This is a genomic window from Psychrobacillus sp. FSL K6-2836 (assembly GCF_038003085.1).
GTDB lineage: Bacteria > Bacillota > Bacilli > Bacillales_A > Planococcaceae > Psychrobacillus.
In genome coordinates, this window is the sequence record NZ_JBBOOM010000001.1 from 3,450,839 (window position 1) to 3,476,613 (window position 25,775).

30 protein-coding genes are annotated in these 25,775 nt (G+C 34.4%); 27 read left to right on the forward strand and 3 right to left on the reverse strand.

Annotated features, from left to right (window positions below; translation table 11 throughout):
- The first annotated feature begins 398 nt into the window (after window positions 1-398).
- The 12 genes from MKY37_RS16595 to MKY37_RS16650 all read left to right on the forward strand — a co-directional run bounded on the left by MKY37_RS16595 (window position 399) and on the right by MKY37_RS16650 (window position 9,214).
- Window positions 399-1,391 carry a hypothetical protein gene (locus tag MKY37_RS16595; protein WP_340778785.1) on the forward strand — a complete coding sequence of 331 codons (993 nt, stop codon included), beginning with the start codon at window positions 399-401 and terminating at the stop codon, window positions 1,389-1,391.
- A gap of 13 nt (window positions 1,392-1,404) precedes the next feature.
- The gene (locus MKY37_RS16600) at window positions 1,405-1,797 is read left to right on the forward strand and encodes a hypothetical protein (RefSeq protein WP_340778786.1); all 393 of its coding nucleotides are present in this window, start codon (window positions 1,405-1,407) and stop codon (window positions 1,795-1,797) included.
- A gap of 406 nt (window positions 1,798-2,203) precedes the next feature.
- Window positions 2,204-2,623, forward strand: coding sequence for a hypothetical protein (locus MKY37_RS16605; protein ID WP_340778787.1), 420 nt, complete (start codon window positions 2,204-2,206; stop codon window positions 2,621-2,623).
- Window positions 2,624-2,748: 125 nt separating this feature from the next.
- Window positions 2,749-2,928: a T7SS effector LXG polymorphic toxin gene (locus MKY37_RS16610; RefSeq protein ID WP_340778788.1), complete on the forward strand. Its 180-nt coding sequence runs from the start codon at window positions 2,749-2,751 to the stop codon at window positions 2,926-2,928.
- Window positions 2,929-2,937: 9 nt separating this feature from the next.
- Entirely contained in the window at window positions 2,938-3,882 is a 945-nt protein-coding gene (locus MKY37_RS16615) for a hypothetical protein (RefSeq protein ID WP_340778789.1), read from the forward strand.
- 15 nt (window positions 3,883-3,897) lie between these two features.
- A complete protein-coding gene (locus MKY37_RS16620) occupies window positions 3,898-4,332 on the forward strand; it encodes an SMI1/KNR4 family protein (protein WP_340778790.1) in 435 nt (144 codons plus the stop codon).
- A 651-nt stretch (window positions 4,333-4,983) separates the two neighbouring features.
- Window positions 4,984-5,382: a hypothetical protein gene (locus MKY37_RS16625; protein ID WP_340778791.1), complete on the forward strand. Its 399-nt coding sequence runs from the start codon at window positions 4,984-4,986 to the stop codon at window positions 5,380-5,382.
- Window positions 5,383-5,395: 13 nt separating this feature from the next.
- The gene (locus MKY37_RS16630) at window positions 5,396-6,142 is read left to right on the forward strand and encodes a hypothetical protein (RefSeq protein WP_340778792.1); all 747 of its coding nucleotides are present in this window, start codon (window positions 5,396-5,398) and stop codon (window positions 6,140-6,142) included.
- 249 nt (window positions 6,143-6,391) lie between these two features.
- On the forward strand, window positions 6,392-6,985 hold the full coding sequence (locus MKY37_RS16635) for a hypothetical protein (protein WP_340778793.1): 594 nt from the start codon (window positions 6,392-6,394) through the stop codon (window positions 6,983-6,985).
- 115 nt (window positions 6,986-7,100) lie between these two features.
- Complete coding sequence (locus MKY37_RS16640; RefSeq protein WP_340778795.1) at window positions 7,101-7,799, forward strand: hypothetical protein; 699 nt, start codon at window positions 7,101-7,103, stop codon at window positions 7,797-7,799.
- A gap of 93 nt (window positions 7,800-7,892) precedes the next feature.
- Entirely contained in the window at window positions 7,893-8,591 is a 699-nt protein-coding gene (locus tag MKY37_RS16645) for a hypothetical protein (protein WP_340778796.1), read from the forward strand.
- A gap of 458 nt (window positions 8,592-9,049) precedes the next feature.
- The gene (locus MKY37_RS16650; protein WP_340778797.1) at window positions 9,050-9,214 is read left to right on the forward strand and encodes a hypothetical protein; all 165 of its coding nucleotides are present in this window, start codon (window positions 9,050-9,052) and stop codon (window positions 9,212-9,214) included.
- Between the two features lie 262 nt (window positions 9,215-9,476).
- Here MKY37_RS16650 and MKY37_RS16655 read toward each other — a convergent pair whose 3' ends face one another.
- Window positions 9,477-10,286, reverse strand: a complete 810-nt coding sequence (locus tag MKY37_RS16655) for a helix-turn-helix domain-containing protein (protein ID WP_340778798.1) — start codon at window positions 10,284-10,286, stop codon at window positions 9,477-9,479.
- A 286-nt stretch (window positions 10,287-10,572) separates the two neighbouring features.
- On the opposite strand from MKY37_RS16655, the gene MKY37_RS16660 reads away from it, so the two are divergent.
- Window positions 10,573-12,669, forward strand: coding sequence for a HelD family protein (locus tag MKY37_RS16660; RefSeq protein ID WP_340778799.1), 2,097 nt, complete (start codon window positions 10,573-10,575; stop codon window positions 12,667-12,669).
- 471 nt (window positions 12,670-13,140) lie between these two features.
- On the forward strand, window positions 13,141-14,631 hold the full coding sequence (locus MKY37_RS16665) for an MFS transporter (protein ID WP_340778800.1): 1,491 nt from the start codon (window positions 13,141-13,143) through the stop codon (window positions 14,629-14,631).
- Between the two features lie 258 nt (window positions 14,632-14,889).
- Here the strand turns inward: MKY37_RS16665 and MKY37_RS16670 are convergent, their stop codons facing one another.
- Window positions 14,890-15,522: a 2OG-Fe(II) oxygenase gene (locus tag MKY37_RS16670; RefSeq protein WP_340779963.1), complete on the reverse strand. Its 633-nt coding sequence runs from the start codon at window positions 15,520-15,522 to the stop codon at window positions 14,890-14,892.
- Between the two features lie 381 nt (window positions 15,523-15,903).
- On the opposite strand from MKY37_RS16670, the gene MKY37_RS16675 reads away from it, so the two are divergent.
- The 5 genes from MKY37_RS16675 (at window position 15,904) to MKY37_RS16695 (ending at window position 18,818) form a co-directional block, all read left to right on the forward strand.
- Window positions 15,904-16,071, forward strand: a complete 168-nt coding sequence (locus MKY37_RS16675; protein WP_340778801.1) for a hypothetical protein — start codon at window positions 15,904-15,906, stop codon at window positions 16,069-16,071.
- A 59-nt stretch (window positions 16,072-16,130) separates the two neighbouring features.
- Window positions 16,131-16,415 (forward strand): DUF3219 family protein, encoded by a 285-nt coding sequence (locus MKY37_RS16680; protein ID WP_340779964.1) that lies wholly within the window; start codon window positions 16,131-16,133, stop codon window positions 16,413-16,415.
- A gap of 125 nt (window positions 16,416-16,540) precedes the next feature.
- Window positions 16,541-17,008, forward strand: coding sequence for a hypothetical protein (locus MKY37_RS16685; RefSeq protein ID WP_340778803.1), 468 nt, complete (start codon window positions 16,541-16,543; stop codon window positions 17,006-17,008).
- 154 nt (window positions 17,009-17,162) lie between these two features.
- A complete protein-coding gene (locus tag MKY37_RS16690; RefSeq protein ID WP_340778805.1) occupies window positions 17,163-17,726 on the forward strand; it encodes a beta-class carbonic anhydrase in 564 nt (187 codons plus the stop codon).
- Window positions 17,727-18,242: 516 nt separating this feature from the next.
- Window positions 18,243-18,818, forward strand: coding sequence for a YdhK family protein (locus MKY37_RS16695; protein WP_340778806.1), 576 nt, complete (start codon window positions 18,243-18,245; stop codon window positions 18,816-18,818).
- On the opposite strand, the gene MKY37_RS16700 is transcribed toward MKY37_RS16695, so the two are convergent.
- Window positions 18,804-18,974: a hypothetical protein gene (locus MKY37_RS16700; protein ID WP_340778808.1), complete on the reverse strand. Its 171-nt coding sequence runs from the start codon at window positions 18,972-18,974 to the stop codon at window positions 18,804-18,806. The genes MKY37_RS16695 and MKY37_RS16700 overlap by 15 nt on opposite strands.
- A 290-nt stretch (window positions 18,975-19,264) precedes the next feature.
- Between MKY37_RS16700 and MKY37_RS16705 the strand changes: the two genes are divergently transcribed.
- The 8 genes from MKY37_RS16705 to MKY37_RS16740 all read left to right on the forward strand — a co-directional run bounded on the left by MKY37_RS16705 (window position 19,265) and on the right by MKY37_RS16740 (window position 25,567).
- Entirely contained in the window at window positions 19,265-19,549 is a 285-nt protein-coding gene (locus tag MKY37_RS16705; RefSeq protein ID WP_340779965.1) for a DUF3219 family protein, read from the forward strand.
- 16 nt (window positions 19,550-19,565) lie between these two features.
- Window positions 19,566-20,570, forward strand: a complete 1,005-nt coding sequence (locus tag MKY37_RS16710; RefSeq protein ID WP_340778809.1) for an LLM class flavin-dependent oxidoreductase — start codon at window positions 19,566-19,568, stop codon at window positions 20,568-20,570.
- A 343-nt stretch (window positions 20,571-20,913) separates the two neighbouring features.
- A complete protein-coding gene (locus MKY37_RS16715) occupies window positions 20,914-21,261 on the forward strand; it encodes a PadR family transcriptional regulator (RefSeq protein ID WP_340778810.1) in 348 nt (115 codons plus the stop codon).
- Window positions 21,248-22,258 (forward strand): HAAS signaling domain-containing protein, encoded by a 1,011-nt coding sequence (locus MKY37_RS16720; protein ID WP_340778811.1) that lies wholly within the window; start codon window positions 21,248-21,250, stop codon window positions 22,256-22,258. Before MKY37_RS16715 ends, MKY37_RS16720 begins: the two co-directional genes overlap by 14 nt.
- A gap of 262 nt (window positions 22,259-22,520) precedes the next feature.
- Window positions 22,521-23,657: a YibE/F family protein gene (locus tag MKY37_RS16725; RefSeq protein WP_340778812.1), complete on the forward strand. Its 1,137-nt coding sequence runs from the start codon at window positions 22,521-22,523 to the stop codon at window positions 23,655-23,657.
- Window positions 23,654-24,427 carry a YibE/F family protein gene (locus tag MKY37_RS16730; protein ID WP_340778813.1) on the forward strand — a complete coding sequence of 258 codons (774 nt, stop codon included), beginning with the start codon at window positions 23,654-23,656 and terminating at the stop codon, window positions 24,425-24,427. The genes MKY37_RS16725 and MKY37_RS16730 overlap by 4 nt, the downstream gene beginning before the upstream one ends.
- Before the next feature lie 345 nt (window positions 24,428-24,772).
- On the forward strand, window positions 24,773-25,165 hold the full coding sequence (locus tag MKY37_RS16735) for a hypothetical protein (protein WP_340778814.1): 393 nt from the start codon (window positions 24,773-24,775) through the stop codon (window positions 25,163-25,165).
- A 141-nt stretch (window positions 25,166-25,306) separates the two neighbouring features.
- A complete protein-coding gene (locus tag MKY37_RS16740; protein ID WP_340778815.1) occupies window positions 25,307-25,567 on the forward strand; it encodes a gamma-type small acid-soluble spore protein in 261 nt (86 codons plus the stop codon).
- Window positions 25,568-25,775: the final 208 nt, after the last annotated feature.

The window sequence follows — 25,775 nt, forward strand, 5'->3', positions numbered from 1 at the left end:
AAACCTTTTAAGGTGTTCTTTTTTTATTATGAGCGTAAAATGATAACATTACGAAATTATTCAAAACTGGGAACGTATTTTAATTGCTAATAAGACTTAATCAATCATAGAAATTGAGGAAAGAAATAGAAAGAGACAAGGAATTGGAGGAATAAACTATTTTTCTTCTATAATGGACAATCCTTTGAATCAGCCGTACATGTACATGATTTGAATTGTACAAATAAGTATATTTCAGATTTGGAGAGATGCTTTAATGTATCCATTGGGGGACAAAATATATGTAATATCGTTTATGAGCCTGTTATCGATCCAGGAATGATTTATTATGAAGTAGATTTTGAAATGGAATTTTGTCGGGAGCCGAAGAGAGAAGAGGCAAGATGTTCGACTCGAAAATGGACTTTGCTAATTATGCTACATTTGGTTTTAGTGGGATGGTTAAAGAAGCGGTCTTGCCAGAAGAATCTTTTTCAAAGGAGCATTGGTTAAATAGCTTTGGATTAGCAGGAAGCATTTTCGGAGTTGGCAAATTGTTAACATCACCAATTAAACCAGGTGTAGTAGCTCCTAAAGATATTAATAAGGGAGTGGGTTATAAAGAGTTAGGAAAACAAAGCGATTTTAATGAATTAATGGACATAGAAGATGCAAAACGATATGCTCAGTTTCATGATAAAGTTGTTGTCGGAATGGATAAAGATGTCCGATTTGCAGCTAGTCAAATGGACACTAATAGTTTTATGAATAATATTCTTCCAATCAAATTAAGAGAGCATAAATTAAGTTACAATCAATTTACTGATTTACGATTAAAACCGTACTATGAGCTAAATGAAGGTGAAAGAATGATAATTCAAGAATTTCGAGACTCTGTCCCACGTCCAGATAATAAAACAACTTTAATAAAGAACATCCATGTTAAAGATATTCAAAAATATCTTGATGGAGAAAATAGCACAGTTAAAGGTTTTTTGGCAAAAGCTGAAGATAGTTCCCATATACATGATTATTCTCACGTTCGAGAGTCTATGAGATTAGATTACTCTTATTACGATGAATACAATGGAAAAGTAGTAAAACCTTATCCTGAGGATGGAAATAGTTATGGTTATATTGAATTTAAAGTAAAAAACCCGGAATTGCTTGCTCCTGAAAATTTAGAGATTCCCTATGGTCATAATATGAACAAATCGTATAGTTGGGAAAATAATGAGTGGCCATGGACAGGAAATGGGTTTACTGCATCTAGAAATGGTGAAGTTATACCAGAATGGACTTCTAAAAATTATATTGAATTAGAACTAGGTGCAAAACTACACAGAGTAGTGGGTGGGAAAGATGAGGTTATTGGAATATTTAACGGTAGAGAATTTATTTCAGAAGATTAACGAGGTGAAAAGTATGTTAAAAAAAGGTTTACTTGGAATCTATAAGGGAGTCGAGTATAGAATAACTGTTGATATGGATAATAATTTGAAAATTATTACTGACGAGAAAGAGAAAATAGATTCTACATTTGAAGATACTTACCAAAGTGGAGTTTACACTAAGATAGTGAAACCAAACGAATTAGTGGATTGTGTAAGTATTATTCCTTTTGGAATTATTAAAGGGGAGAAAGTCCAAATCTTACAAGAAAAAGAAAATAAATACCAGGTTGCCACTGGTTCTATACTGGTGGGAAGTAATCTAAATCTGCCCAGAGTAGATAGAGATTCCTGGCTTGGTTGGGTATCAAAAAGTGAGGTTACGCTAATTGAAGAGATAACTCCTGTAAATCCCGAAGAATTATAATTAGTGTCATAAAGCCAAATTGGAATTAAATTATACAGGATGAAAAAGGAGCAGAGATTAATTTTTTGCTCCTTTATTTTTATTATATTTACTGTTTTTTGTAGCCGATATATTCCGAAGACTTGAAATTGTAAATTGGTTTTAAAATTTGTTTCACTTCAATAGTTTCCTTAGTGTTTTCAATAATTTCGAAGAACAATCCAGTAATAGCGTTAGAGCGTGAACAACACAAGCTTATAAATAAAGTACAAAGAGGTATTGACGCAACCAATTAATTACCATTAGATAATATTACGAGTAATTCTAAAATTTTGCGAGATGCTGGTATTTCAGAAGATATTGTAAACGATATTACAAATAAAGCGTTAAATCATATGAAAAATACTCTAGAATAAGGAATGATAAGATGCAAAATGAATTAAAACAATTAATGATGAAGTTAGCAAAATCAATTATGAATGAGGATTTTATTGATGTTACATATGATGTTGTTGAAGAAATAGAAGAAAGGGAGGATGCTTTTGAAGCTATTCTGCCTATTTTTAAGTTGATGGAAAAATATCCAAATATAAATTTCGGTAGACCTGGGCCTCTTGTGCATTTTGTTGAAAAGTTTTATAAAAATGGATATGAAGAAAAGCTTGTTGAATCACTCAAAAGGGAACCTACACAACATACTGTTTGGATGTTAAATAGAGTTATCAATGGTTCTCAAGGGGACAGAAAAGCATATTTTATAAATGTATTGGATAATATTATTGCGTTTCCTAATCTTGATGAAGAAATTGTATCACTTGCTAGCCATTTTAAGTCTTTACATGAATAATTATTAGTTAAAACTTTAATTTTCTTGGCACTGACTATCCATTTGCAGAGCGGAATAAAATACCCTATTATGCAGCCAATTGACGGTATTAAACCGGCGATTGGCTTATTAATTTCATTTGTATCATGGATCAAGTGAGTGATATTGTTGCCCTGCCGCATTTAGATGATAGCGGAGTGCAGGAGGGAGTCATTAGTTCTAAGAGAAAACGTGATGATACTTTAACTCTACTTTATGAATTTAATGCTATCCAAACGAACGCACTGAATCCTATAGAACAAGGTTTGCAGACGATTGACACGTGACTGACCGATATGGAAGGGCTGTTTACGGACGGAGTCACGGACGTAGATTTTCGATCGAACCAATGGGCTGCGATATCAATGAATAGTGGATTGAAGACGGCCATTGAACAACAGACCTCTCGGGTTAATGGAGGCCTAGAGTCCAGCCATCAGGAAAATCTGATAGGTACGGAAATCACACCAGGAACGTTTCGGACACTCGAGGGTAAAAAGACCAAGACAATAGATAGAGATGCTTATGGAAGCTTTAACCTGTTAAAATTCCACCTGTACGAAAATGGTCTGATCGTCAAAGAATACCAGCTTGGGACAAGCAAGCCAATTCAATATGAAGTGGTCAACGAAGTAGAAGAGGAATTCGATGATGGTGGATTCCGCGAGATCGATGGGTACTTTGAAGGTACAAAACTTGCATTCGTTGATTATCTAAGACCGCATGCGATTGTCAAAAAAGGCTTCAAGCTCGCTTTTATCTCCGGAGCCAAGATATCTAAATATAAAGGGGATCTTTCTGTAAAGAAGATTCCTACTTTTGAAAACAAGTCTAAGGGTAGTTTGAATGGTAGTAAAGAGGCGGGAAACCTTAATAAGGGTATAGATAATGCTAAGCTAAGCCCATCAAATTATCCAAATCCAGACCCACCTATGTCTATACCACCTGTAAGATATGAACCAAAAACAATTGAAGAAGTCATAAGAATGCGTCAAGGAAAAGGACCAACAACTAAAATGACGCATGGTGATAAAAATATAGAAGCACACCATAGACAACAAGTCCCTGTTAAAAATTTTGGGATATTAGATGAATTAGAACAAAGAACTCATAGAGGTGGAGGAAATCATACACGTCATGATAAACCTTCCCAGTTAACTCCTTCTCAAAGAGCCAAGGAAATTAGAGAACACTATAAAGAAAGAGGAAAAGAATATATACTACCAGGAGAAGGGATTTAAAAGGAGGAAAAGTAAGTGACAAGAGATGAAATTGCAAATTTATTAGATGGTATATTAGATAAAGAATTAGGAAATATAGATATTCCTTTGGCAAGTGATTGGGAAAATATCGAAAAAAAGTTTGGATGTCAATTTCCATCGGAATTTAAATTTTTTATTGAATTAATGTCTAAATATTCGTTTCCAGGAGATATCTTAAATGTTTCCAATAGTAATACAAATGGAAATGACACTATAGAATTTACCTATAACTATGAAATGAAACAGGGGGGATGGAAGGAAGAATTAATCCCGTTTTATAGTATAGGTAATGGTGACTACTTCTGCCTTCTTTCCAATGAGTATCCAAACACAGGAGTTTACTATTATTCACATGAAGAAACTAATATAGATAAAGAAGCTAATAACTTTGAAGAATGGTTAAAACAGTTGCCGACTTTTTTGAGTTAATAATAAAACCTTGATTGGCTAAATGCCTTTCAAGGTTTCTTTTTCGTGGGGTACCTAGTGCCGAATAAACCACTCTTTATTCAGATAGTAGAGGTATCCCTTGTAACCCCTATATGATGTTAGATCAAATTATATAGTGCGTACAAATTACTTTAAAAATGTATGTCCTAGTTACTTCTTATCACCATCAGTAAATATCCAAAATATCATCAGATACCACCATTTCCATCTTCGAATAGTCTATCCTCGTGATGAGTGCCAGGTACTCAAACAATTGCGACTGACAATAAAGTGAAATGTTTAAAAAGAGCTTGTTTTGAATGAATCATCAAAATGAGCTCTTTTGAATATTCATCTTTCACTTAAATTTGTCGATTATGATCTACTAAATCATTCTGCATGGCAAATCCAGCTAGCGCAAAAACCTGTTGAATATAATCGTGTTATATTTATAAAACCAGATTCTTCTAATAATTGCTTAATAGGAAGTTCAGGAAAGAAATATTCAAAATTACTTTGCTATCTCGCTCAATTTAGACTTATCTTGGCTGACGGATATAGAAGGACTGTTTACGGACGGAGTCACGGACATAGATTTTCGATTGAACCAATGGGCTGCGATATCAATGAATAGTGTATTGAAGACGGCTATTGAACAACAGGGTTAATCGAGGCCTAGAGTCCAGCAATCAGGATAATCTGATAGGTACGGAAATCACACCAGGAATGTTTCGGGAACTCGAGGGGAAAAAGACCAAGACAATCAATAGAGAAGCTTATGGAAGCTTTTACCTATTAAAATTCCACCTGTACGAAAATGGTCTGATCATCAAAGAATACCAGCCTGGGATAAGCAATCCAATTCAATATGAAGTGGTCAACGAAGTAGAAGAGGAATTCGAAGACGGTGGTTTCCGCGAGCTCGATGGATACTTTGAAGGTACACCCCTTGCCTTTCTTTATTATCTAAGACCGCAAGCAATTATCAAAAAAGGCTTAAAGAGCGCTTTTATCTCCTTAGAACAGAGCTGTTCCCAAAAGTATTCTTAGATCCAAATTACTTATGGGTAAGAGAACAGGAACAGCTGATTGGTACAATGATTACTGCACCGACTTTTCAAACCTAGAAGGAAAGAAAGTTAAGACTATTGAAGAAAACGTAGCGGAAAATATAAAATATCATGAATATGATAATGGTTTACTCGTTAAAGAGTATGGTGTGGGCCAAACGGTTTTCTATGAAGTTGTTTCCCATATTGAATATAAGAAAGAAGAGACCGTTAAAGTCGACAAACCGAAAGAAAACAAAATACTAGATTCTTTTCAATTTGGATTAGATATAGCAGGACTTATACCTGGTTTTGGTGAAATAGCAGATGGTGTAAATGGAGCTATCTATACGGCTAGAGGGGATGAATTAAATGCAGCACTTTCTTTTTCGGCGATGATTCCTGTTGTAGGTATGGCTAGTACGGGTGGGAAATTAGCAGTAAAAGGAAGTAAGGCAATAGGGGATGCTCAGGATCCGAGTAAAGTGGTGGATAATGTCATTGACGCACCTAAAAGTAACGACCCATACAATGGTGTGAAGCAAGCATCTGAATTTTTACAATCACAAGGAGTGCCACGTCAATTTAGAAAGACTACATTAGAATCATTCGAAATTGGTACTATTAAGCTTGACGTAGCTGATTCAAATACTTACGGGTTAAGATTTTATGATGATATTAATGCTACTGCAAAAGGTAGATACTTGTTTGAAACATTTTCACTACTATTTAATCCAAATGTCTTTAAAATAATCATATAAATCAATTGTAAGTTAATCTATATTAGAAGTAGTAACTAGTTTGAGGGATTATTTATGAAATCGAAGCACAATCCACTAATAAGAAAAGTCATTTGAAAAAGGGAAATTTTACATATATAAATTAAAGGGATATATTGCTAAGATTTATAAAGTCATGTAAACATGGAAAGTACTTTAAAGACAAAATAAAGTAAGTTTCGCTAACTAAGTATAACAATGAGGAGAGAACAACCGTGAAAAAAAACAAGTTTGAAAAAAATGATTATCAGTGGGGTGCTTGCACTAAGCTGTCTATTAACAGCTACAACAGGAACATTGGCAAATGAGAAGTCAAGCGATAAAATTATGGTTTGGGATGGCGCAGAAGTAGTCAAGAACCAAACAGGTAAAATGACATTCACTAAAGATGTGAAAGTTTACAAGAAAGACGATGAAGGTAATTTTGTATCGCTGGTTGTTCCAAAAGGCAACTTCTTTAGAGTGTACGACATTGAAAAATACAATGGCGAAAGGTACTACAATATGAGTTCAGGGTATCGTGTAAAGGCAACAAAAATGGTAGTTTTCAAAGAAGTACCATTAGAAATAAGACGTAGCTTTTATGAAAATCCTGTATCTATTAATATTAGTCGTAATCCAGTTATCGTAAATTATAATAATGCAGATGCTAATACTTTTGATGTTCCACGTACTGAATATTTAAAGTATGGTGAAATTATAAGTACAAAAGGTACTACTTGGTTCGACACACCACAGGGCAGTGGTGATAGTGCTGAAGGGTATGAAATAGTAGATACAACCAATATTAAGCTAGTTGAAGCTAGTGAATTAAAATTAAAGTAATAATAAAACCACTGTTTTAATAAGTACTCAAAGGCAACCAACCTGAGATGAATCAAATACGAAACCTTTAGATTATATAGAATAAGACTCTACAACTTAAGGGAGATGCACATAAATGAAAAAACGTACAATAGGAGCAGGAGTTTTAATAGCAATGATGCTAATTTCACCAGTCGCAGGGAACACTGCGGAAGCATCATCTTTAGCAAATGCATCAACTCAACAAACAACACAAAAGTTCATGTGGGGAGCAAACGAACTGGGTGATACTCAAATTGGTAGAATCACATTCCTAAAAGACACTAAGCTTTATAAACGAGGCGCTGACAATGTACCGCAGTTCCATTTGAATGCTAAGAAGGGTTCTATGTGGCGAGTGCATAAAATTACTAACGAAGGTGGTAAGAACATCTACGACTTAGGTGGTGTTCGAGTACAACAGTCAAACCTTTCTGAATTCGAGTCAGCACCTACGGCTCTAATTGAGAAACAAGTAAAAGAGAATGGTGCACACATCTGGTGGGACAGAACATATGGCTTCGACTATCCTCAAGTTAGAAGACTTGCAAGTAAAGATGCTGAGGAAAATATTAACAAGAATATTCGAAAACATGTTATCCGTATTGCAATGATCCATGGTATCTGGAATGGTTCACAAGAATTTAGTGTACTGGAGAATAGGGATAATCGTCTATTAATAGTATTTAGTATTTCATATACGGATACTGAGGGTGAGGGAGGAATTGTAAATCAAAACGGAACAATGATATATGATGTAACAACTGGCATGATAATTGAAGAAAAGATCGAATGAATTTTTAAAAGGGGTGCTTGACATCCCTTTTTTAATAGAGTTATAGACATCCGTTATACTAGTATGTAATTCAACTAAGGGAGAGGCACACAAATGAAAAAATGTACAATAGGTGCAGGAATCCTAACAGCAATGATGTTGTTCTCACCAATCGCAGGAGATTATACAGAAGCATCCACACAAACTACTCAGCAAGACACACAGAAGGTTATGTGGGGTAAGAACGAATTATCTCAAACACAGATCGGTAGAATCGTATTCTCCAAAGATGTGAAGATTTATAAGAGAGGCACTGATGGAAAAGTATCATTCCATATGAATGCTAAGAAAGGCTCAATGTGGCGTGTACACAAGATCACTACAGAAGGTAACATGAATGTATATGATCTAGGTGGAGGCGTTCGTGTTAAGCAGTCTAATCTATCTACATACGAAAAAGCGCCATCTGATTTAATTGCGAAGCAAATGAAACAGAATAACAATGGAGCGTTCCTTACGTGGGAAGAAAGAGGTATGAATCATGGTGTATTTAAGCATCCGTATATTCATAAGCTTGCAAACGAATCTGTAAAGAACAAAATCAATGAGGTTATTAGAATGAGCTTTTCCCCAGATATCGGTGAGCCAGATGTATCTAATATCACCTATCTTGTATTAGAAAATGCAAATAATAGATTAGTAATAGAAAGAGGTGCTACATATACGGCATATGAAACAGGAGATTCAAATAGAAGCTATATGAGATTTACGTTTGATTTAACAACTGGAGAGTATACTGGGGAATACTGGTAAGTTTATCGATAATTAATTAACTTTTTAAAATGGGATGCTTGACATCCCTTTTTTTATGTTTACTGGGAAAAAGTGTCCCATTCCAGACACTATTACCTACGACACTTACTCTACACGATATTTACAGATCCGACTCCATAAAATGATGATATAAGCCTCTCATGAGTCTCAAGGATTGACCCTAATTCCTTTCTTCACATCATCCTGTGCAATGGCATCTGAGTCAATCTGAGGCGACTCTAGACAATGCTTAGTTGGTCTACAAGATCTAGAAAGACGATGAAAAGCTGACTACGACATTATCGTACTCTGGTCAAAACCGTGAAATGTGGTTCTTAACAGAAGATGTAATGTAAGTGGACAAGATGCCTAATTAGAAATAGTGAAAGAAAAAACCATAGTTACGATGGATAACAGCGATCAAGTCCAAATTTGCACCCATCAAATTTCTTGTTATTTTGAATGAAGCGAACATAGAAGTAAAATTAGCGTTAGTTCGAGATGCGAAATATTGGTATATATTAGAGCCAGAATATGATGAAATGGTTGCGAATTTAATTATTATATTACTACAATCATTGGAATTGAAGGATGAAGCAATAAGAGTATCTTCAAAGTTTTAGTTAATTACTTTTAAAACGAATGAATATTGGACCATTGAAATAGTCAACGAGAAGTAAATGCAAACCTTACCTTATAGAAAAGTTGTCTTTCATATATCTTCATTTGAAGGTTATATATAATTATTGAGATACCTTACCTGTGTCAGAAACATCCACGTTTGTTTCTAACACAGGGAAAAAATTTAAGTTACTTTGCACGGGTACCAGATGCGACCAGGAATCGCTGGAAAGTATGAATGGTCTCCCACCTGGCACCCTTATTTCATATTAGCTCGTAATTCTCCGGAATATAAAAATTTTCTACTGGAACGTCAAAATACATAAACATATCCTTAAAATATGTCTCATCGATTAATTTGCGAAGCACGCCTTTGTAATAACCAGGCAAGTTACGTATTTGTTTTCGCTTGGTTGCCATCACTGTAATTTTCAGCGCACGATAGGCTAGGTCGTTAAAAATTTCTCCATCATCTTTGTAAATATCAAAACGCAGCATTTCACTTGATAAAGACCGGTGAATGCCGTAAAAATCGCGTGCTTTTTTTGTTTCTCCAATTGTATTTGAAAGCAATTCTTTCATTCTGCTAAATAGACTTGTGGATAACTTTTTCGATTCCATAGGAGACGTGTTAGTAAGATCTTTTAAAGAAGATTTTAAGAATAACGGTTCTTTCTCAGAAATTGGCTCATTTCCCTCGTCGTCATGCGGGTTGTCCGCATCTTCTCGACTGTTCAAACTCCCCTGATCATCGAAAGGTAAAATAATATAAATGTTCGCACCAAGCCCACTCATGACAGGGCGTACATAGTGAATGCGTTGAATAATGCCAAGCTGTTCGAGCTTTCGTATCGCTCGACGAACAGTCGCATTCGATTTGCCGATCGCTGTTTCAATCGTTGCGTGTTTTAAATGGGCAGCTCCATATTTCACCGAATACCTTCGGATTACATCGAGCACCAGTTGATCTGTTTTGTTTAGCTCATATCGATGGAATGCGCAATGTTTTGCAACAGCCTCATCCATCTCTGCTATTGAATTGAAACGAGCGTGCTTTTGTAAGTAGTGAGTCATTAGAATTCCCCCTTTTCTTTCTATATAGAAAGAAGTGGTCGAAAAGTGGACAGGGGATGGAAAAGTTTTATGTGTCGTGTGTTAGAATCGCCATTAAAACAGGAATAAAGAATTACAGGAATTGAAGTACCTTCCCTGCGTCAGAAACATTCAAGTTTATTCAAACAAACGTGAATGTTGTGATTTCCACGTTTGTTTCTAACACAGGGAACTATTGACTTTGTACATACATATTTATACAATTGTAACTCGACTGAAATTTTAGAAAGTTGGGGGGAGTATCATAATGAGCACTATATATGAAGAGGAATTTAAGAGATTGCTAGAGGTTTTATCTACACTGGATGACCGAATACACAAGCTAGAAAGTATTCCAGTTTATCATGGAGATAACTATACCGAGCAAGTTCTTGAAAGTATGAGGGAGTTAAATCGGCAAAACTTACGAATTGGTGTACAGGAGCCATACTTTGGTCGGTTAGATTTTAAGGAGGATGGCCATTTAGAGCCAAATTCATTATATATTGGGAAAGTCGGTGTTTCTGATGAGGAAGCGAAGAAACCAATAGTTATTGATTGGCGTGCACCAGTTGCGAGTATGTTTTATTCCTTCAATGGTGGTGAAGAACCGGCATTTTATCAATCGCCTGATGGATTGGTAGAGGGAGAAGTCTATTTAAAAAGAAACATAGCCATTCGTAAAAGAGAGCTAGAGCGTGTTGTTGATACGTATGTAAAAGGAAGCGAAGATGTATCCCTAACAGATGAATTTCTCTTGTACCGATTAGGTGAAAATAAAGATAATAAATTAAAAGATATCGTTTCAACGATACAATCTGAGCAAAATGAAATTATCCGAGCTGAGAAGAATATACCGTTATTAATCCAAGGGGTTGCAGGGAGTGGGAAAACAACTGTCGCTTTACATCGCCTTGCTTTTTTAATATATGAATATCGTGAACAGCTACAAGCAGATAGAATGATTATTTTCGCTCCAAATAGTTTGTTTTTAGATTATATTTCTGGTGTACTTCCTGAACTGGGAGTAGGTAATATTAAACAAACTACTTTTCCTGAGTGGGGTTTAAGCCTTTTAGATAATACGGTGAAACTAAAACAACCAGAAGAAAAGTTGAAAGAAGCTTTTTCAATTAATCGTGACAATAATAAAGTTATGCAGGGTAAATTAAAGGGGTCAATAAAGTTTAAATCATTTATCGAAAAAAGTCTCATGCAATTTGAAGAAAATCTAGTACCAACAACTAATTTAGAACTATGGGATCAAGCTGTGATAACAGTAGATGAAATTAAGAAGTGGTTATTGGTTGAATATAAGCATTATCCATTAACAAAGCGCAGGGAACGATTAGTTGCACGAATCAAGCGTTGGATAGAGATAGAACTTAAAAAGGTCGAAGGAACAAATGAGAAAAAGCTAGTGAAAAAAGAGGCTAATATAAGATTAAATGCATATATGAAGTTTTGGCCGAAAATGAGCGCTTTATCATTTTATACATCCTTGATGAAACGAAAAGAAATAGTAGAACTATTGCCGGAAGCGCTTGTACGAGAAACAGAAAAGAATTGCCAAAAGAAAGAAGTAAATGTAGAAGATTTAGCGCCACTCCTATATATTCATCACCAGTTAATAGGAATAGAAGGCAAACAAAAATTTCATCATGTTGTCATCGACGAAGCACAAGACTTTTCACCATTTCAAATTTATGTTTTAAAAGAGATTACACTGGGAAATTCTTTTACCATTTTGGGCGATTTATCTCAGGCAATTTATAATTATCAAGGTATTGAGGATTGGAATGACTTTAAAGAAGTGTTTCAAGAGACTGGTTATTATGAACTGACGAGAAGTTACCGTTCTACAAAGGAAATTATCGAATTTGCCAATGAGGTTATTAAGCAGGCGGAAGTTCCAGTAGGTCTTGCAACACCAGTTTTTCGCAGTGGTCAAAAAGTGAAAGTGATTGCTACGGATGATCAAATTACCGAAATCGTGAAGGTATTACAAGATTTACAAAAAGGAAATCACAAGACGATTGCGATTATAGGTAGAACAGATGCTGAATGTCATTCGATACATGAAAAGTTACTAACTGCAGGGATTAATGCGAACGTCATTGAAGCAAATCAAAGTAAATACGCTGGTGGTATTTCAGTAGTTCCTGTGTATTTAGCTAAAGGATTGGAATTTGATGCAGTGCTACTTATCGATGTGGATGCAAGTCACTATAAAGAATCAAAGTATGATGCTAAATTATTATATGTAGGATGCACGAGGTCTCTCCACGATTTACGTATTTTCTATTCCGGTGAAGCTTCACCATTAATTCAAGGAATTCCAGAAGAATTTTATGAAAGTAAATAATAGATGTTTGAAGAGGATTACTCAGTGATATGTTAGAGGACCCTCTTTTTTTTGTGAATTTAGCGAGAGTAGTTGGCCTTCTTGGAGAAACTGTAACTTTTTAAAACCATGTCCTTGTGTCAGAAAAATTCATGCTAATTCAAACAAACGTGAATGTTGTGATTTAAATATATCTTTGCTAAAAGTTCAAGATAAACAACGTTAAGGGTAATTGATAGAATTTGAACTCTTATTGGATATCCCTTTACTTAGGTAAAATACATATTATTTATATTAACTTTGTTTTAAACCTTCTGATTCCAATTTGGATTAGGAGGTTTTTTTATGTCCAATATCAGAAAACATGAAGTTTGGGTAAAAACTGACTAAGTTGGTTTAGATAATTATTGAAAAGAGACAATTAATAAATAATAAAGAACATTTTGGATAGTTTAAGACTAGTATCAATTAATCAACAAGGAGGCTTTTCGATTGGCTTATAACAAAAATCATAATAGCCCAAAATTGAAAAGAAAATCGAAACCAAAGTTGAAAAAAGAAGAAATTACAATTGTTGACACGAATTCCGCACGCAAAGCTGTTTTTGCAACTGCTGTTGGTAATGGAATGGAATGGTTTGATTTTGGAATTTACTCTTATCTAGCTGTTACAATTGGACAAGTATTTTTTCCTGAAGTAAGTGGACCCATGCAATTAGTATTTGCTTTTGCAACATTCGCAGTTGCCTTTATTGCTCGACCTATTGGTGGAATTTTCTTTGGGATGCTTGGTGACCGTTTAGGCCGTAAAAAGGTCTTAGCTATTACCTTGATCATGATGGCTCTGGCCACATTAAGTATAGGTTTGATTCCTGGTCATGCATCTATAGGCTATACTGCCACCGTGCTTTTACTTATTGCTCGTCTAGTTCAAGGTTTTTCAGCGGGTGGAGAATATTCAGGTGCTATGACGTTTATTGCTGAATCCACGCCTGATAAAAAAAGAGGTTTTATGTCAAGTGGTCTTGAGGTTGGTACCTTAGTTGGCTATATCGCAGGAGCTGGTCTTGTTACTTTACTCACCTATATTTTAGGGGAGGAAACAATGTTAGAATGGGGTTGGCGTATTCCTTTTTTCTTATCTGCCCCTATTGGTTTAATTGGCTTTTATTTGCGAAATAATTTAGAAGAAACACCTGCATTTGAGGCAATGAAGGAAAGTAAATCTGATGATGATAATGATGAATCAGTAAAGCATATATTACAGTACCATTGGAGAGCAATACTGATCGGTATGTTTGTTGTTTTCTTTTATATTGTTGTAAACTATATTGTTTTATCGTATATGCCATCTCATTTAACTGCTGTTCTGGGTTATGGAGAAACAGAAGGGCTTTTATTAATTGTTATTGTAATGGTTATAATGATTCCGATTGTTTTGTTAATGGGCTATTTTAGTGATCGTATTGGAGCAAAGAAGGTAATTCAAGGCGGGTTAATCGGGTTGATCCTTTTAAGTATACCTGCGTTTAATTTAATCGGTAGTGGAAACACAATACTAGTATTTTTAGGATTAATGATTCTTGGAGTATTTTCCGCTTCTTTTCAGGGAACAATGCCAGCGCTATTACCGTCCCTATTTTTTACGAATGTGCGGAATGGGGCATTGGCGATTACTTTTAATATTTCTGCATCAGTGTTCGGTGGCACGACACCTTTACTTGTATCTTGGCTAATTAGCAAAACGATGAACCAAATGGTACCTGCCTACTATGTCATATTTGCATCTATTATCGGTATTATTGTTGTAACCATATTTCTTAAAGATACTTCAGGAAAAGCTCTTCGAGGTTCACCGCCAGCGGTTGAAGAGAAAGCTGAAATAAAAGAGATTTTAGAAGAACCAGAAGAAGCATTATGGTGGCACGAAGAAAAGAAAGAAATTGAAGAACGTATTGAAGATCGTTCTGAAGATGGAAAGTAAATTGAGAAAAAAATGGAATGCTTTGCGTAAATATCAATTAGATTCTTCATAACAATATTCAATTTAAGGGCACAATTCTATAACTTAATTGTGCTCTTTCTTTGTGGATAGGACCATTTTGTTGAACAAAATTCTTACATTTAACTATAAAAAATAACCCATCCATGAGTTTGCGCTCTGATGGGTTATTCACTAATATGCAATCCCCTTGAGGGAACGACGTTGTGATAAATCACATTTATATATTAAAGCCCCTCCTCACCGTATTCTCTGTTTTCTCATCCATTGCGTTGCAACCCACTTTTCTCCAGTTATAACAGGTGCTCCACCATGTAAAGTTAAATCGTTTAAATTTTGATCATTATAGAAATACTCGAAATATACTGCCATACCTTTTTTGGGTGTTACTGAAAAGTTCAGTTTAGGGAAATAAGTTTCTCCGCCTTCTTCTACATCATTTAAGTACATAACGAGTGTACTAATTCTATTATTGTTTGCTGCTTTACTAGTAGATGAAAAGAAATCATTATGAGCTCTATACTCTTGACCAGGAGTATACTGTAGTATTTGAAGACCTTCTCCGTGTTCAATAGGGATATTCATAATAGATGAGACCCTTTTTTCCACTCTAGCAACAATTTCGCTTTCACTTTCTTCAAAAAACATACTACTACTTGTTCTCAGTTCATTTACTTCGCGTGTTGTTCCAATTTTTGAACGTTTCAATTTGTCCTTAGATAATCTGATTAGCTCATCGCACTCTTCGTTACTTAAAACATTTCCTAAAACCACTATTAGTGGCTCCCCTAATCTAGTGACTATGTCAATCTCTCTATCTGTAATTATTTTGCTGCCAACATGATCAAATATAGTTTGCTCTTTATTCTCCATTATCAACTTAAATCACCTCTTAAACTATTAAATTTACAAAACAAGTACATTTGTGTACTTCTACCAATTGAATTAAAAGGTAAAATCTTATGCTTTATTCTGGAATTAATTTCAATTTATTTTATCATATTAAATCTATATATCTAAAATATGAGAAAATTCTAATAAAATATTTTTTCGGTAATATAGTTGCTAGTTGAGGAAGAATATAATGATAAATATCTGCGCTTCATTGGTTCTAATAAAATACTTCATGTATGCTTAAGATAGAGAACTAACAAGCCTTGTTTCATAACACACGGTTTTATTAAAGACAAAGATGTGCCAAATATATGCGCGTAATTTATAAAAAAAATATATACGCAATTGAGGAGGATACTCATGAAATGCGGAGCGAAATGCTTTATTGTTCAGGCTGAAATTAATGGTAAAGTGCAAGCAATACCTGTGAATGCGAGGACTTCGATACAAGCAAGAAAAGTTGTATGCCTCGAGTATAGTGATCGATTAAAGATTATTGGGGTGAAGGTTAACAAAGATACACAGTGAACTAAATCTAGTATACAAATTCGGGGGTGTTTGACATGAGCAAAAACGTAGAAAATCACATGGTGACTGAAATTATACTAGATAATAGGTTAATTAAAGTTAATCATTATGAAGAAGAAAAAGTTAATGGCTTACACCAAATTTCAATTGTGTTTAACGTAAAAAGTGAAGAATATCATGATATTGCAACTTTACTCTATAAAGCTTCTTTTGAAGTTACTGTTCCAGATTCTATCTTATTCTTTCGGGGGAAGATTAATAAATACTCTACTTCCATTACCAATTTATATGAGAAAGGCCAAATCGGAGAATTTAGACTCAGTTTGCTGGAAAAGGAGATATAAGAAAGGGCTTTTAGGATAAATCACCAATTTCTTCAAAACACACATCTAAACAAGCTTAAAATGTGTCGTTGAAGTTAGCGCAAGTTCGCTATTGGGTTACGAGTTTCTTTACTTAATATCAAATAATGGGACTTATAATAACTGGAAAGATGGGATATAAAATGGGGAACATTGCAAAGTTAGTAGCTTGTTTAATCAGTATTGTTTTATTGGTGGGATGTATCGGAGAAAATTATGATTACTCACCCCCTAGCGTTACGCTTTCTTACAGTGGAGTTAAATTGGCCGAAGCAAATATAAATTGGGAAAAAGATGGTACGGTAAAAAAAGCAGACAGTTTGGAATTAGCAAGAGAACAACAACAAATAACAGTTAAGGCTGGACTAGAAGACTTTGTAGATTTTGATAGTCAAGATTTTGCGATTTTAGATTTAACCGTTTCAGTTTGGAGAGATGGTGAACAAATACAATTAGATGTAAATAGACTTAAAGAATTTAATTTTCCCGATGAAAAAGGTGAATATTTAATAGAGGTAAATCTTACTTCTGATTTTGGGACGGCACAATATATTGGAAATATATTAGTGGAGTAATAAGAATTCTATATCAATATGGTTGGTTTAATTGAATTTATATATGGACCTACTTTTCCAATGGAAGTTTATGAAAGCACAAATTGAATCGGTGGATATTGAATATTAAAGAAAAGTATGAAATAATTTTATTAACTATTTAGGGGGGATTTAAATGACATTAATTTCAGGGATTCTTGAATACAATAAACAATTCGTTGAAAATAAAGAGTATGAAAAATACAAGACGACTAAATTTCCTAATAAAAAAATGGTTATTCTTACATGTATGGATACTCGACTCGTTGAATTGTTGCCGCAAGCGATGAACTTTAAAAATGGTGATGTAAAGCTTATCAAAAATGCAGGAGCAATCGTTTCACACCCATTTGGTAGTGTCATGCGGAGTATACTAATTGCGCTATATGACCTTGGAGCAAAGGAAGTTGCCATCGTTGGACATCACGGTTGTGGGATGAAAGGGTTAGAACCTAATTCTTTCTTAGAAAAATGTGAACAAGACGGATTAGATAAAGACATCGTAAATACCTTATCAAATGCCGGTATTGATATCAAAGGTTGGCTAACAGGATTTCAATCAGTGGAAGAAAGTATCGAGCAAAGCGTTAAGATGGTCAAAAATCATCCGATGTTCCCCAAAAATGTAAGTGTCCATGGACTTGTCATCCACCCAGAAACAGGGAAATTGGATGTAGTAGTAGACGGATATGAGAGTTAACTAGTTGAAAGAAAAATCTTTCTACTATACCTGTTATTTGACTCATACTACGGATAAAATTACGAAGTCTTAAATTAACTTCCTACACCGAAGTACGAACACCCTTCAGATCACTTAGCTGGAGGGTGTTTTTGTAGGCTCATAAATATATTGAACTCCGATAAATGACTTTATGTTCACAAGATTTGTATAGAGTATATGTATGTTCCTTAGAAGCATGTTCAACTCGAAAGCTGTTGAAGAAGTGCAATATATAAAAAAATGAAGGTAATAAAATCAGAAGTTCTACGGTGTTATTTTAAATAGCAGTTTAAGCGTAAATCAAAGTTCCTAGTTTTTATTCAATAAAATAGGGAATTATAAATTTATAAAGACAACTTACATCGCGATAAAATATGGCCATTACAATCTTCTATAACTGGCCTGCATAATTTTTTCATAATTTCAGTGTAAGATTGTTTAAAACAGCGAGGTGGATCTTGTTGTAAATTCAGAAAAATTTTGAGGAGGATACTAATGAGAAAAAAAATAATGGTTCTTGGTTCGTTGGCTATTGCGATTACATTGTCTGCTTGTGCTGGTGACGAAAAGGAAACTAACACACAAGAAAACATAGATATGAACACGGAAGAAAGTAAGAGTATGGATCATTCAAGTATGGATATGTCTGGATCAGGTGAAGTTCCTAACGGCTTAAAAGTAGCTGAAAATCCAACTTTTGAGGTAGGAAGTCAAGCTATTATTGGAACAGATCATATGGAAGGTATGAAAGGTGCTGAAGCAACGATTGTCGGTGCCTATGATACTACTGTTTATACTGTTTCCTATACTCCTACAACTGGTGGAGAACGAGTAGAAAATCATAAATGGGTTATTCATGAAGAATTAGAGGATCCACAAACTGCACCTTTAGATCCTGGTACAGAAGTTGTGCTAAACGCTGAACATATGGAAGGAATGGAAGGAGCAACCGCCGAAATTGATTCTGCAGAAGAAACAACTGTGTATATGGTTGACTATACTTCTACTACAGGGGAGAAAGTGACTAACCACAAATGGGTAACTGAAAGTGAATTATCACAAACAAAATAAAATTTTACTTTTAGTTTCGCCAAAACAAGCTAACCCGGTGACAGTATTTGAAGCATGAATGTTTGCAGTAGCATTTGCAGCCTTGATTGCTTCAATTCTTTCATTTAACCATAAAAAGTAACCCATTAATGGCTCAGATGTGTTACTTACCCTCAATAGCCAAAACCTTTGAAGGAAATCCACTATTATATTGACCGATTGATGCACTAACATCATTCGGTCTTTTTTATCTTACTCATTTCTTACTTTGATTTGTAATAGCATCAATTAGTCTATGGCAATCGCTTAAGCGGACAGCTTTTGTCATGGGATGTGGTGCAGGTGTTTGGATTTAGTAGCTTGTTTATAACAATCCTTAAACATTATAAATACCTTCGATGATGGTACACTAAATCCAATACTTAAATCCGGAGGTGCTTGGCATGAGCAAAAACCTAGAATATAACATGGCGAAAGAAGTTATGCTAGATAATATACTAATTAAAGTAAATAATTATGAAGAAGAAAAAGTAAATGGTTTACACCAAATTTCTATTGTGTTTAACGTAACTAGTGAAGAATATCATGATATCGCAACTTTTCTATATAAGGGTACTTTTGATGTGACTGTACCAGAGTTTGGTTTATCTTTTAGAGGGAGTATCAATAAGTACTCTACCTCCATAACCAACTTATATGAGAAAGGGCAAGTAGGAGAGTATAAATTGAGCTTGCTGGAAACGAAGATATAAGAAAGGGGTTTGAGGGATGAAGTTAAGTATATTGGATCAATCACCAATTTCTTCAAATCAGACTGCGAAAGATGCTTTAAATGAGTCGTTGAAATTAGCACAAGCCGGAGAGGCGTTTGGGTATACTCGCTATTGGGTTACGGAACATCATGATTTACCTGGACTCGCAAGTTCAGTTCCTGAAGTGATCTTAAGTTATATTGGAGCAAATACCAATACAATTCGCATCGGTTCGGGAGCTGTTTTGTTGCCTCACTATAAACCTTTTAAAGTAGCAGAAATATATAATACACTCGCTACATTATTTCCTAATCGTATTGATGTTGGTTTAGGACGTGCTCCAGGAGGTTCTGCTGAAGTAACCAATGCATTATCAGATAATTTTTTGCAAAATGTCTATAAAATGCCTTGCCTAGTGAAAGATTTTCTCCATTTTTTGGACGATGATTTTCCTGCTGAACTTGAGTATTCTAAAATTTCTGCCTCACCAATTCCGGATATTTCCCCAGTACCTTGGCTTCTTGGGACTAGTAAGAAAAGTGCTTTACTTGCTGCGGAAAATGGGATTGCTTATACATTCGGTCAATTTATGAGTGACAATGATGGGCCGTCCATTATTCAGGAATATTTAGATGCTTTTATTCCTAGAAAACAAGGACAAACAGCTCAAGTCATGGTAACTGTATCAGTCATTTGTGCAGAAACAACTGAAAAAGCACATGAAATATCGTTAAGTGCACTCATATGGGAATTGCAGAAAGCTAAGAGGGAAGGTGGTCAGGGAGTTCCTTCTATTCAAGAGGCAAAGCAATATCTTTTAAACGACCTTGAGCAAGATACATTTGATAAGATGAAACAGAATATGATTATCGGTAATCCACAAGAAGTAAAACAGAAATTACTCCAGTTGCAAGCTACATATAGAGCTGATGAAATCATGCTGAGTACAATTACATATTCTGCAGAAGCTCGAAGAAACTCTTATAAACTAATAGCAACTGAATTGCTTTTTAATGATTAAACAGTTTGGTACTGCTATCCTTTGTTAGAAACATTAAATATATGATTATTGATGTACCAAGTCACTTGATTAACTTGATGTAAGCCCAAAAATGCTCGTGAAGTTATTAACTTCGCGGGCATTTTATTGTTAGTTGAGTAAATTTCATACTTCGAAACATGAAAGTGTGTTGGAGCAGAAATCAACTTTGTTTGGATTTCACTATTTAATATACCTTTAAAAGAAAACCTAAATAAATTTAGATTTTTATATTGCAAATAAAATTGTTTTAAATTTTATAATAGTGTATTATACACAGTATAAGATAGTGTACGACGCATAGTATAAAGTAGTGAGGTGAAATATGGAAAAATTGCTAGGTTCATTAATAACAGAGTTACGCAGAGGAACATTGACGCTTGCTGTACTAAGCCAACTCAGAACACCGCAATATGGATATTCGTTAGTGCAACTACTGGAGGAGTCGAGTGTTTCCATCGAGCAAAGTACCTTATATCCTTTGCTACGGCGTTTAGAAAAACAGGAATTAGTCGAGAGCAGCTGGGATACAACGGAAAGCAGACCGAGGAAATATTACGTATTAAGCGAATATGGGATCGAAATTTTTGAGCAACTAAAAGCCGAATGGGAAAAATCAACGAAAGAACTTCAAAATTTATTAGAAGGAGAAGTGAAAAATGAACCTGATTGATATTTATATACAGGAAGTGACACGAAGGCTTCCAGTGAAAAGTCGTGATGACATTGCTCTGGAATTAAGGTCAACTATTGAAGATATGCTCCCAGAAAATTACTCAGAGAAAGAAGTAAAAAAGGTTCTCCAAAATCTAGGAAATCCAGCATCACTTGCTAGTGAATACTCAGACCGACCAATGTATTTAATAGGTCCAAGATACTTTGATACGTATATGACTCTATTGAAAATAGTTATACCGATCGTGGCAATAATCACATTTTTTGTTATTATTGTGGAAAATATTCTTTCTTATAGTGGGGAAGAAGACATTGTTAACGGAATTATCAACATAATCATTTTAATCCTTGGTCATGGTATTTGGGGTATTATCAGTGCAACGGTTCAGACCTTCTTTTGGATTACGCTCGTTTTTGCCATTTTGGAGCGCACGGATAATTCGAAGGATAAATCGCCGCTTACACCGAGTTGGAAAGAATGGACACCTGATGATTTAAAAAGCATACCGCTTATTTCGAAAGTGAAGAAAATTTCAACTGCAGATATATTTGGTAGCTTGTTATGGATTGCTATTTTTATTGCAGTCTACTTTAATGCTAGTCATTTGATAGGTGTTTATGAAAAAGTACAAGGCAAAATACAGCTAATCATCCCTACATTCAATCAGGAAGTATTACAATCGTTTTGGCTAATCGTAATAGTTGCTCTAATAATAGAAATTGCTCTTGTATTTTATAAACTCATCATTCGGCAATGGACATTTAAATTGGCAATTATGAATACGGTAAGAAATATTGTATCTACCATTGTATTTATCGTCGTAATTACTAATGATCAGCTCATTAATGTAGAATTTTATACGTATTTAGAGAATTTGTTTCATTTATCATTTGAACTAAAAAATTCGGCTATCATTATTAGTATTGTGCTCTGGATATTTTTAAGCATTCTTGATATCGTGCAAGGATTTCGAAAAGGTAATACTAAACAATAGGAATATATAGCACTTTATCTTGTGTAAGAAACTTCATGTTAGTTTCTTACACAAGGGAACAGTAGCAAAGGGCATCCATCAATAAGGATGCTTTTTTCTTGCCTAAATTATTATATTTGTAATTTTAGTCCATCCTTTATCTTTACTTTCACATCTAGGTGGGATATGTATCATTGTTTAATACTCTCAATGTAGCCTAATAGCATCTTAAACAGCTATACTAATATTATAATTTGGATACGTTTGTATCGGAGGTCTATTCATGAATTTCTTTGGAAGCATATATAAGATGAGCTTCAAGTATAAAATTTTTTTCGCCGTACTCTTATGCTGCTTTATAGGTTCAGTTATTTTTGTATTTAATAACCACTCTTTCTATGAACGTCCAATTGCTAAGGTCGTAAAAACAACTATAGAAGATGTGACGGAAGTAAACGGTATTAATGGAAATGAAGATAAATTATATACACAACATATAATTGCAGAATTAATAAATGGAGAGGATAAAGGAAAGGAAATTCATTTGACAAATGAATACTCCCAATCAAAAGCCTATGACCATGAGTTTGAAAATGGAAACGAGTTATTTATTAAAATAGATGAGCATTTGGTAGATAGTTCGGAATTAACTGGGACAATTCTGGATGTCAAACGTGATAAATATTTGTTGCTAGCAGGATGGGTATTTATTTTTGTCTTACTAATCGTAGGAAAAAAGCAGGGGCTGTTCTCGTTCATTAGTCTAGCAATTAATGCCGTAATTTTATCATATGCATTGGATATCTATATTCACACTTCCAATCAAAGTCTATTATGGATTTGCGGAATAAGTGCTATTATATTTACGGTTATTTCGTTGTTACTTGCTAACGGTTTAAATGATAAAACATACGCGGCAATTATAGCGACGCTGCTAGGAACCTTTATTTCACTATTGATAACTTATCTCGTTCTATTATTAACAGGAGAAAAGGGACTTCGATATGAGGAAATGCAGTTTATCACTCGACCATATCGAATGGTGTTTATGGCAGGGCTGTTTCTTGGCTCTTTAGGAGCTGTGATGGATGTAGCTATTACCATGTCTTCTTCGATTTTTGGATTATATGAGAAAAATAATAATATTTCAGTAAAAGCACTTATTACATCAGGGATGGAAATTGGAAAAGATATTATGGGAACGATGACTAATATTTTGTTTTTTGTCTATGTAAGTGGTTCAATTCCAACTCTTGTTCTCTATTTTAAAAACGCAGCTCCGTTTGGTTATACGCTTTCCTTAACTCTTTCACTGGAATTGGCTCGTGCGTTAGCTGGGGGAATAGGAATTGTGTTAACTATTCCGATTGGTCTCTATACAACATTATTTTTCGTGAATAGAAAGAGGGCAAGACAATGAATGTATTAGTAGTACTGGCCGGGATATTATTCCTATTGATGACCCTAATTGGCGGAAGAAAAGGAGTACGATCATTTCTCGCTATATTTTTCAACTTTGGCGTTATCATGATAACTGTCATTTTGATGAACGACCCGATTATTGATCCAGTGATTTTAACAATAGTAGCTTGTGGAGTGATCAGCTGCATCAATCTTTTCTATATTAATGGTGTGAACAGCAAAACAAAAACAGCTTTTCTATCAACGATTATCTGCACTGTTATCTTACTGCTGTTTATTATCTTTATCACTAATAAGGCAATGATTCAAGGATTCGGGGAAGAAGAAATAGGGGAACTTGGAATGTTTTCCTTATTGGTCGAAGTAGATTTTGTGAAAATTACGGTATCTGTGATTATTATGAGTACGATAGGAGCTATTACGGATACGGCTATAGCTGTTTCATCTCCTATGAGGGAAATCCATTTTCATCATCCGAATATTAGTCGAAAAGATTTGTTTCTCTCTGGATTAAATATAGGTAGAGATATATTAGGAACAAGTTCAAATACGCTGTTTTTTGCCTTCTTTGGAGGCTATTTAGCATTGCTCATCTGGTTTAAAGATTTATCGTATTCTGTTGGGGAAGTTGTAAATTCAAAGATTTTTAGTGCAGAAATGATAACCATTCTATGTGCTGGAATTGGTGTAACACTAGTTATCCCGATTACCACATGGATTACTGCTTACTTTTTTGTGAAGAACAAAGAAAATAGCAAAGAAAATTAAATAAAAGGGTACGTTATTCCTTGTAAAAATAGCAGCAAGTACCATGCTTTTAACCTCCAAATTATATTATTTGGAGGTTTTCTTAATGGGAAATATGGGACTAAGAGAGGATTATATAATAAATGTAAGAATGAAGCATTGTATAAAATGAATATCAAGAAAGTTCGAGCTAAATTGAATTGACGTTGATAATGATCATCATATACAATAGTAAATGAAAGTGATTATCATTATCATTTAATTTTAACATGTCATAAAAAAGAATAATACAGGTGACAGTATTGTATAAACAAAAATACAATTTGTATCTTTCAGAGATAACCAAAAACGAGGGAGGACCATCTAGTGAATGAAAATTTTATAATACTAGAAATGTTTCAACATGAAGTAAGCTGCTGCTGTCCGGGACAAAAGCACAAACATGTGATTGAGTTCCACCAAAGTGATGTATGGACAATTACAAATGAGCAGAAGTACGATGACTTGCTTGGATGGCACTTTTTAGTAACGGTAAACAGAGAGTTTCAATTTCTTATTCAAGTGGATGATATAGAGAAACTGTGCAACGAAGACAGGATTTGTTCTATCTTGGACTTGGAACTAAAAATTATTCATCTGAATCTTAATGTGAATAAAGCACTTGATGCATATGATGAGGAATCATTTATGTTATTTGCAACTGAACTAAATAACGTTCAAAAAATCAAGGATAATGGATATTTCTCTGTTGGTACATAAGCTTTTTAAGAAACGAAATAAGTTTTAATCCTTTTCGTATTAGGTATTCAGCCGTATTTTGCTATTAATCAACCCAATCCAAAATTTGCTAATAATAAATACCTCCATTTCGGCAATCATAATTCATGGAGGTGAAGAAAAATGGCAAACAACAATAACAAGGTTCCAAAAGAAGCTCAAACAAATGCGCAAGAAGTTAGAAAACAAAATGCACAATCTGCTCAAAAAGCTCAACAAAATGGACAAGGTGCATCACAAAACATGTTTAATGAATTTGGATCAGAATTTGGCGTATCAATTGAAAGTCAAACAAATGCCCAAGAAGTTAAACAACAAAATGCTCAAGCTAATCGTAAAGCGAAACAAAATGAAAACACTCAAGGTTATAACAAAAAGAACTAATAAAAAATGTCGATGGGAGCTCGAACTCCCATCGTTTTTTTTATTGGAATAGATAATGGATGTTATTGGATACATAATAAATACCGAAGTTTATTCTTACAAAAAATAACAATGCAAAATTCTAAAAATTTGTGCTAAAATAAAATATCAGTCTACTTAAAGTTAAAATAAGTACATATTATTTTACTGAGTTGATTTTTGCTTTTTT

Coding starts and splice junctions, on each gene's coding strand:
- MKY37_RS16595 (WP_340778785.1), top strand. CDS start 399: ATGGACTTTGCTAATTATGCTACATTTGGTTTTAGTGGGATGGTTAAA.
- MKY37_RS16600 (WP_340778786.1), top strand. CDS start 1,405: ATGTTAAAAAAAGGTTTACTTGGAATCTATAAGGGAGTCGAGTATAGA.
- MKY37_RS16605 (WP_340778787.1), top strand. CDS start 2,204: ATGCAAAATGAATTAAAACAATTAATGATGAAGTTAGCAAAATCAATT.
- MKY37_RS16610 (WP_340778788.1), top strand. CDS start 2,749: ATGGATCAAGTGAGTGATATTGTTGCCCTGCCGCATTTAGATGATAGC.
- MKY37_RS16615 (WP_340778789.1), top strand. CDS start 2,938: ATGGAAGGGCTGTTTACGGACGGAGTCACGGACGTAGATTTTCGATCG.
- MKY37_RS16630 (WP_340778792.1), top strand. CDS start 5,396: ATGGGTAAGAGAACAGGAACAGCTGATTGGTACAATGATTACTGCACC.
- MKY37_RS16640 (WP_340778795.1), top strand. CDS start 7,101: ATGAAAAAACGTACAATAGGAGCAGGAGTTTTAATAGCAATGATGCTA.
- MKY37_RS16645 (WP_340778796.1), top strand. CDS start 7,893: ATGAAAAAATGTACAATAGGTGCAGGAATCCTAACAGCAATGATGTTG.
- MKY37_RS16655 (WP_340778798.1), bottom strand. CDS start 10,286: ATGACTCACTACTTACAAAAGCACGCTCGTTTCAATTCAATAGCAGAG.
- MKY37_RS16660 (WP_340778799.1), top strand. CDS start 10,573: ATGAGCACTATATATGAAGAGGAATTTAAGAGATTGCTAGAGGTTTTA.
- MKY37_RS16670 (WP_340779963.1), bottom strand. CDS start 15,522: ATGGAGAATAAAGAGCAAACTATATTTGATCATGTTGGCAGCAAAATA.
- MKY37_RS16675 (WP_340778801.1), top strand. CDS start 15,904: ATGAAATGCGGAGCGAAATGCTTTATTGTTCAGGCTGAAATTAATGGT.
- MKY37_RS16680 (WP_340779964.1), top strand. CDS start 16,131: ATGGTGACTGAAATTATACTAGATAATAGGTTAATTAAAGTTAATCAT.
- MKY37_RS16685 (WP_340778803.1), top strand. CDS start 16,541: ATGGGACTTATAATAACTGGAAAGATGGGATATAAAATGGGGAACATT.
- MKY37_RS16690 (WP_340778805.1), top strand. CDS start 17,163: ATGACATTAATTTCAGGGATTCTTGAATACAATAAACAATTCGTTGAA.
- MKY37_RS16695 (WP_340778806.1), top strand. CDS start 18,243: ATGAGAAAAAAAATAATGGTTCTTGGTTCGTTGGCTATTGCGATTACA.
- MKY37_RS16705 (WP_340779965.1), top strand. CDS start 19,265: ATGGCGAAAGAAGTTATGCTAGATAATATACTAATTAAAGTAAATAAT.
- MKY37_RS16710 (WP_340778809.1), top strand. CDS start 19,566: ATGAAGTTAAGTATATTGGATCAATCACCAATTTCTTCAAATCAGACT.
- MKY37_RS16715 (WP_340778810.1), top strand. CDS start 20,914: ATGGAAAAATTGCTAGGTTCATTAATAACAGAGTTACGCAGAGGAACA.
- MKY37_RS16720 (WP_340778811.1), top strand. CDS start 21,248: ATGAACCTGATTGATATTTATATACAGGAAGTGACACGAAGGCTTCCA.
- MKY37_RS16725 (WP_340778812.1), top strand. CDS start 22,521: ATGAATTTCTTTGGAAGCATATATAAGATGAGCTTCAAGTATAAAATT.
- MKY37_RS16730 (WP_340778813.1), top strand. CDS start 23,654: ATGAATGTATTAGTAGTACTGGCCGGGATATTATTCCTATTGATGACC.
- MKY37_RS16740 (WP_340778815.1), top strand. CDS start 25,307: ATGGCAAACAACAATAACAAGGTTCCAAAAGAAGCTCAAACAAATGCG.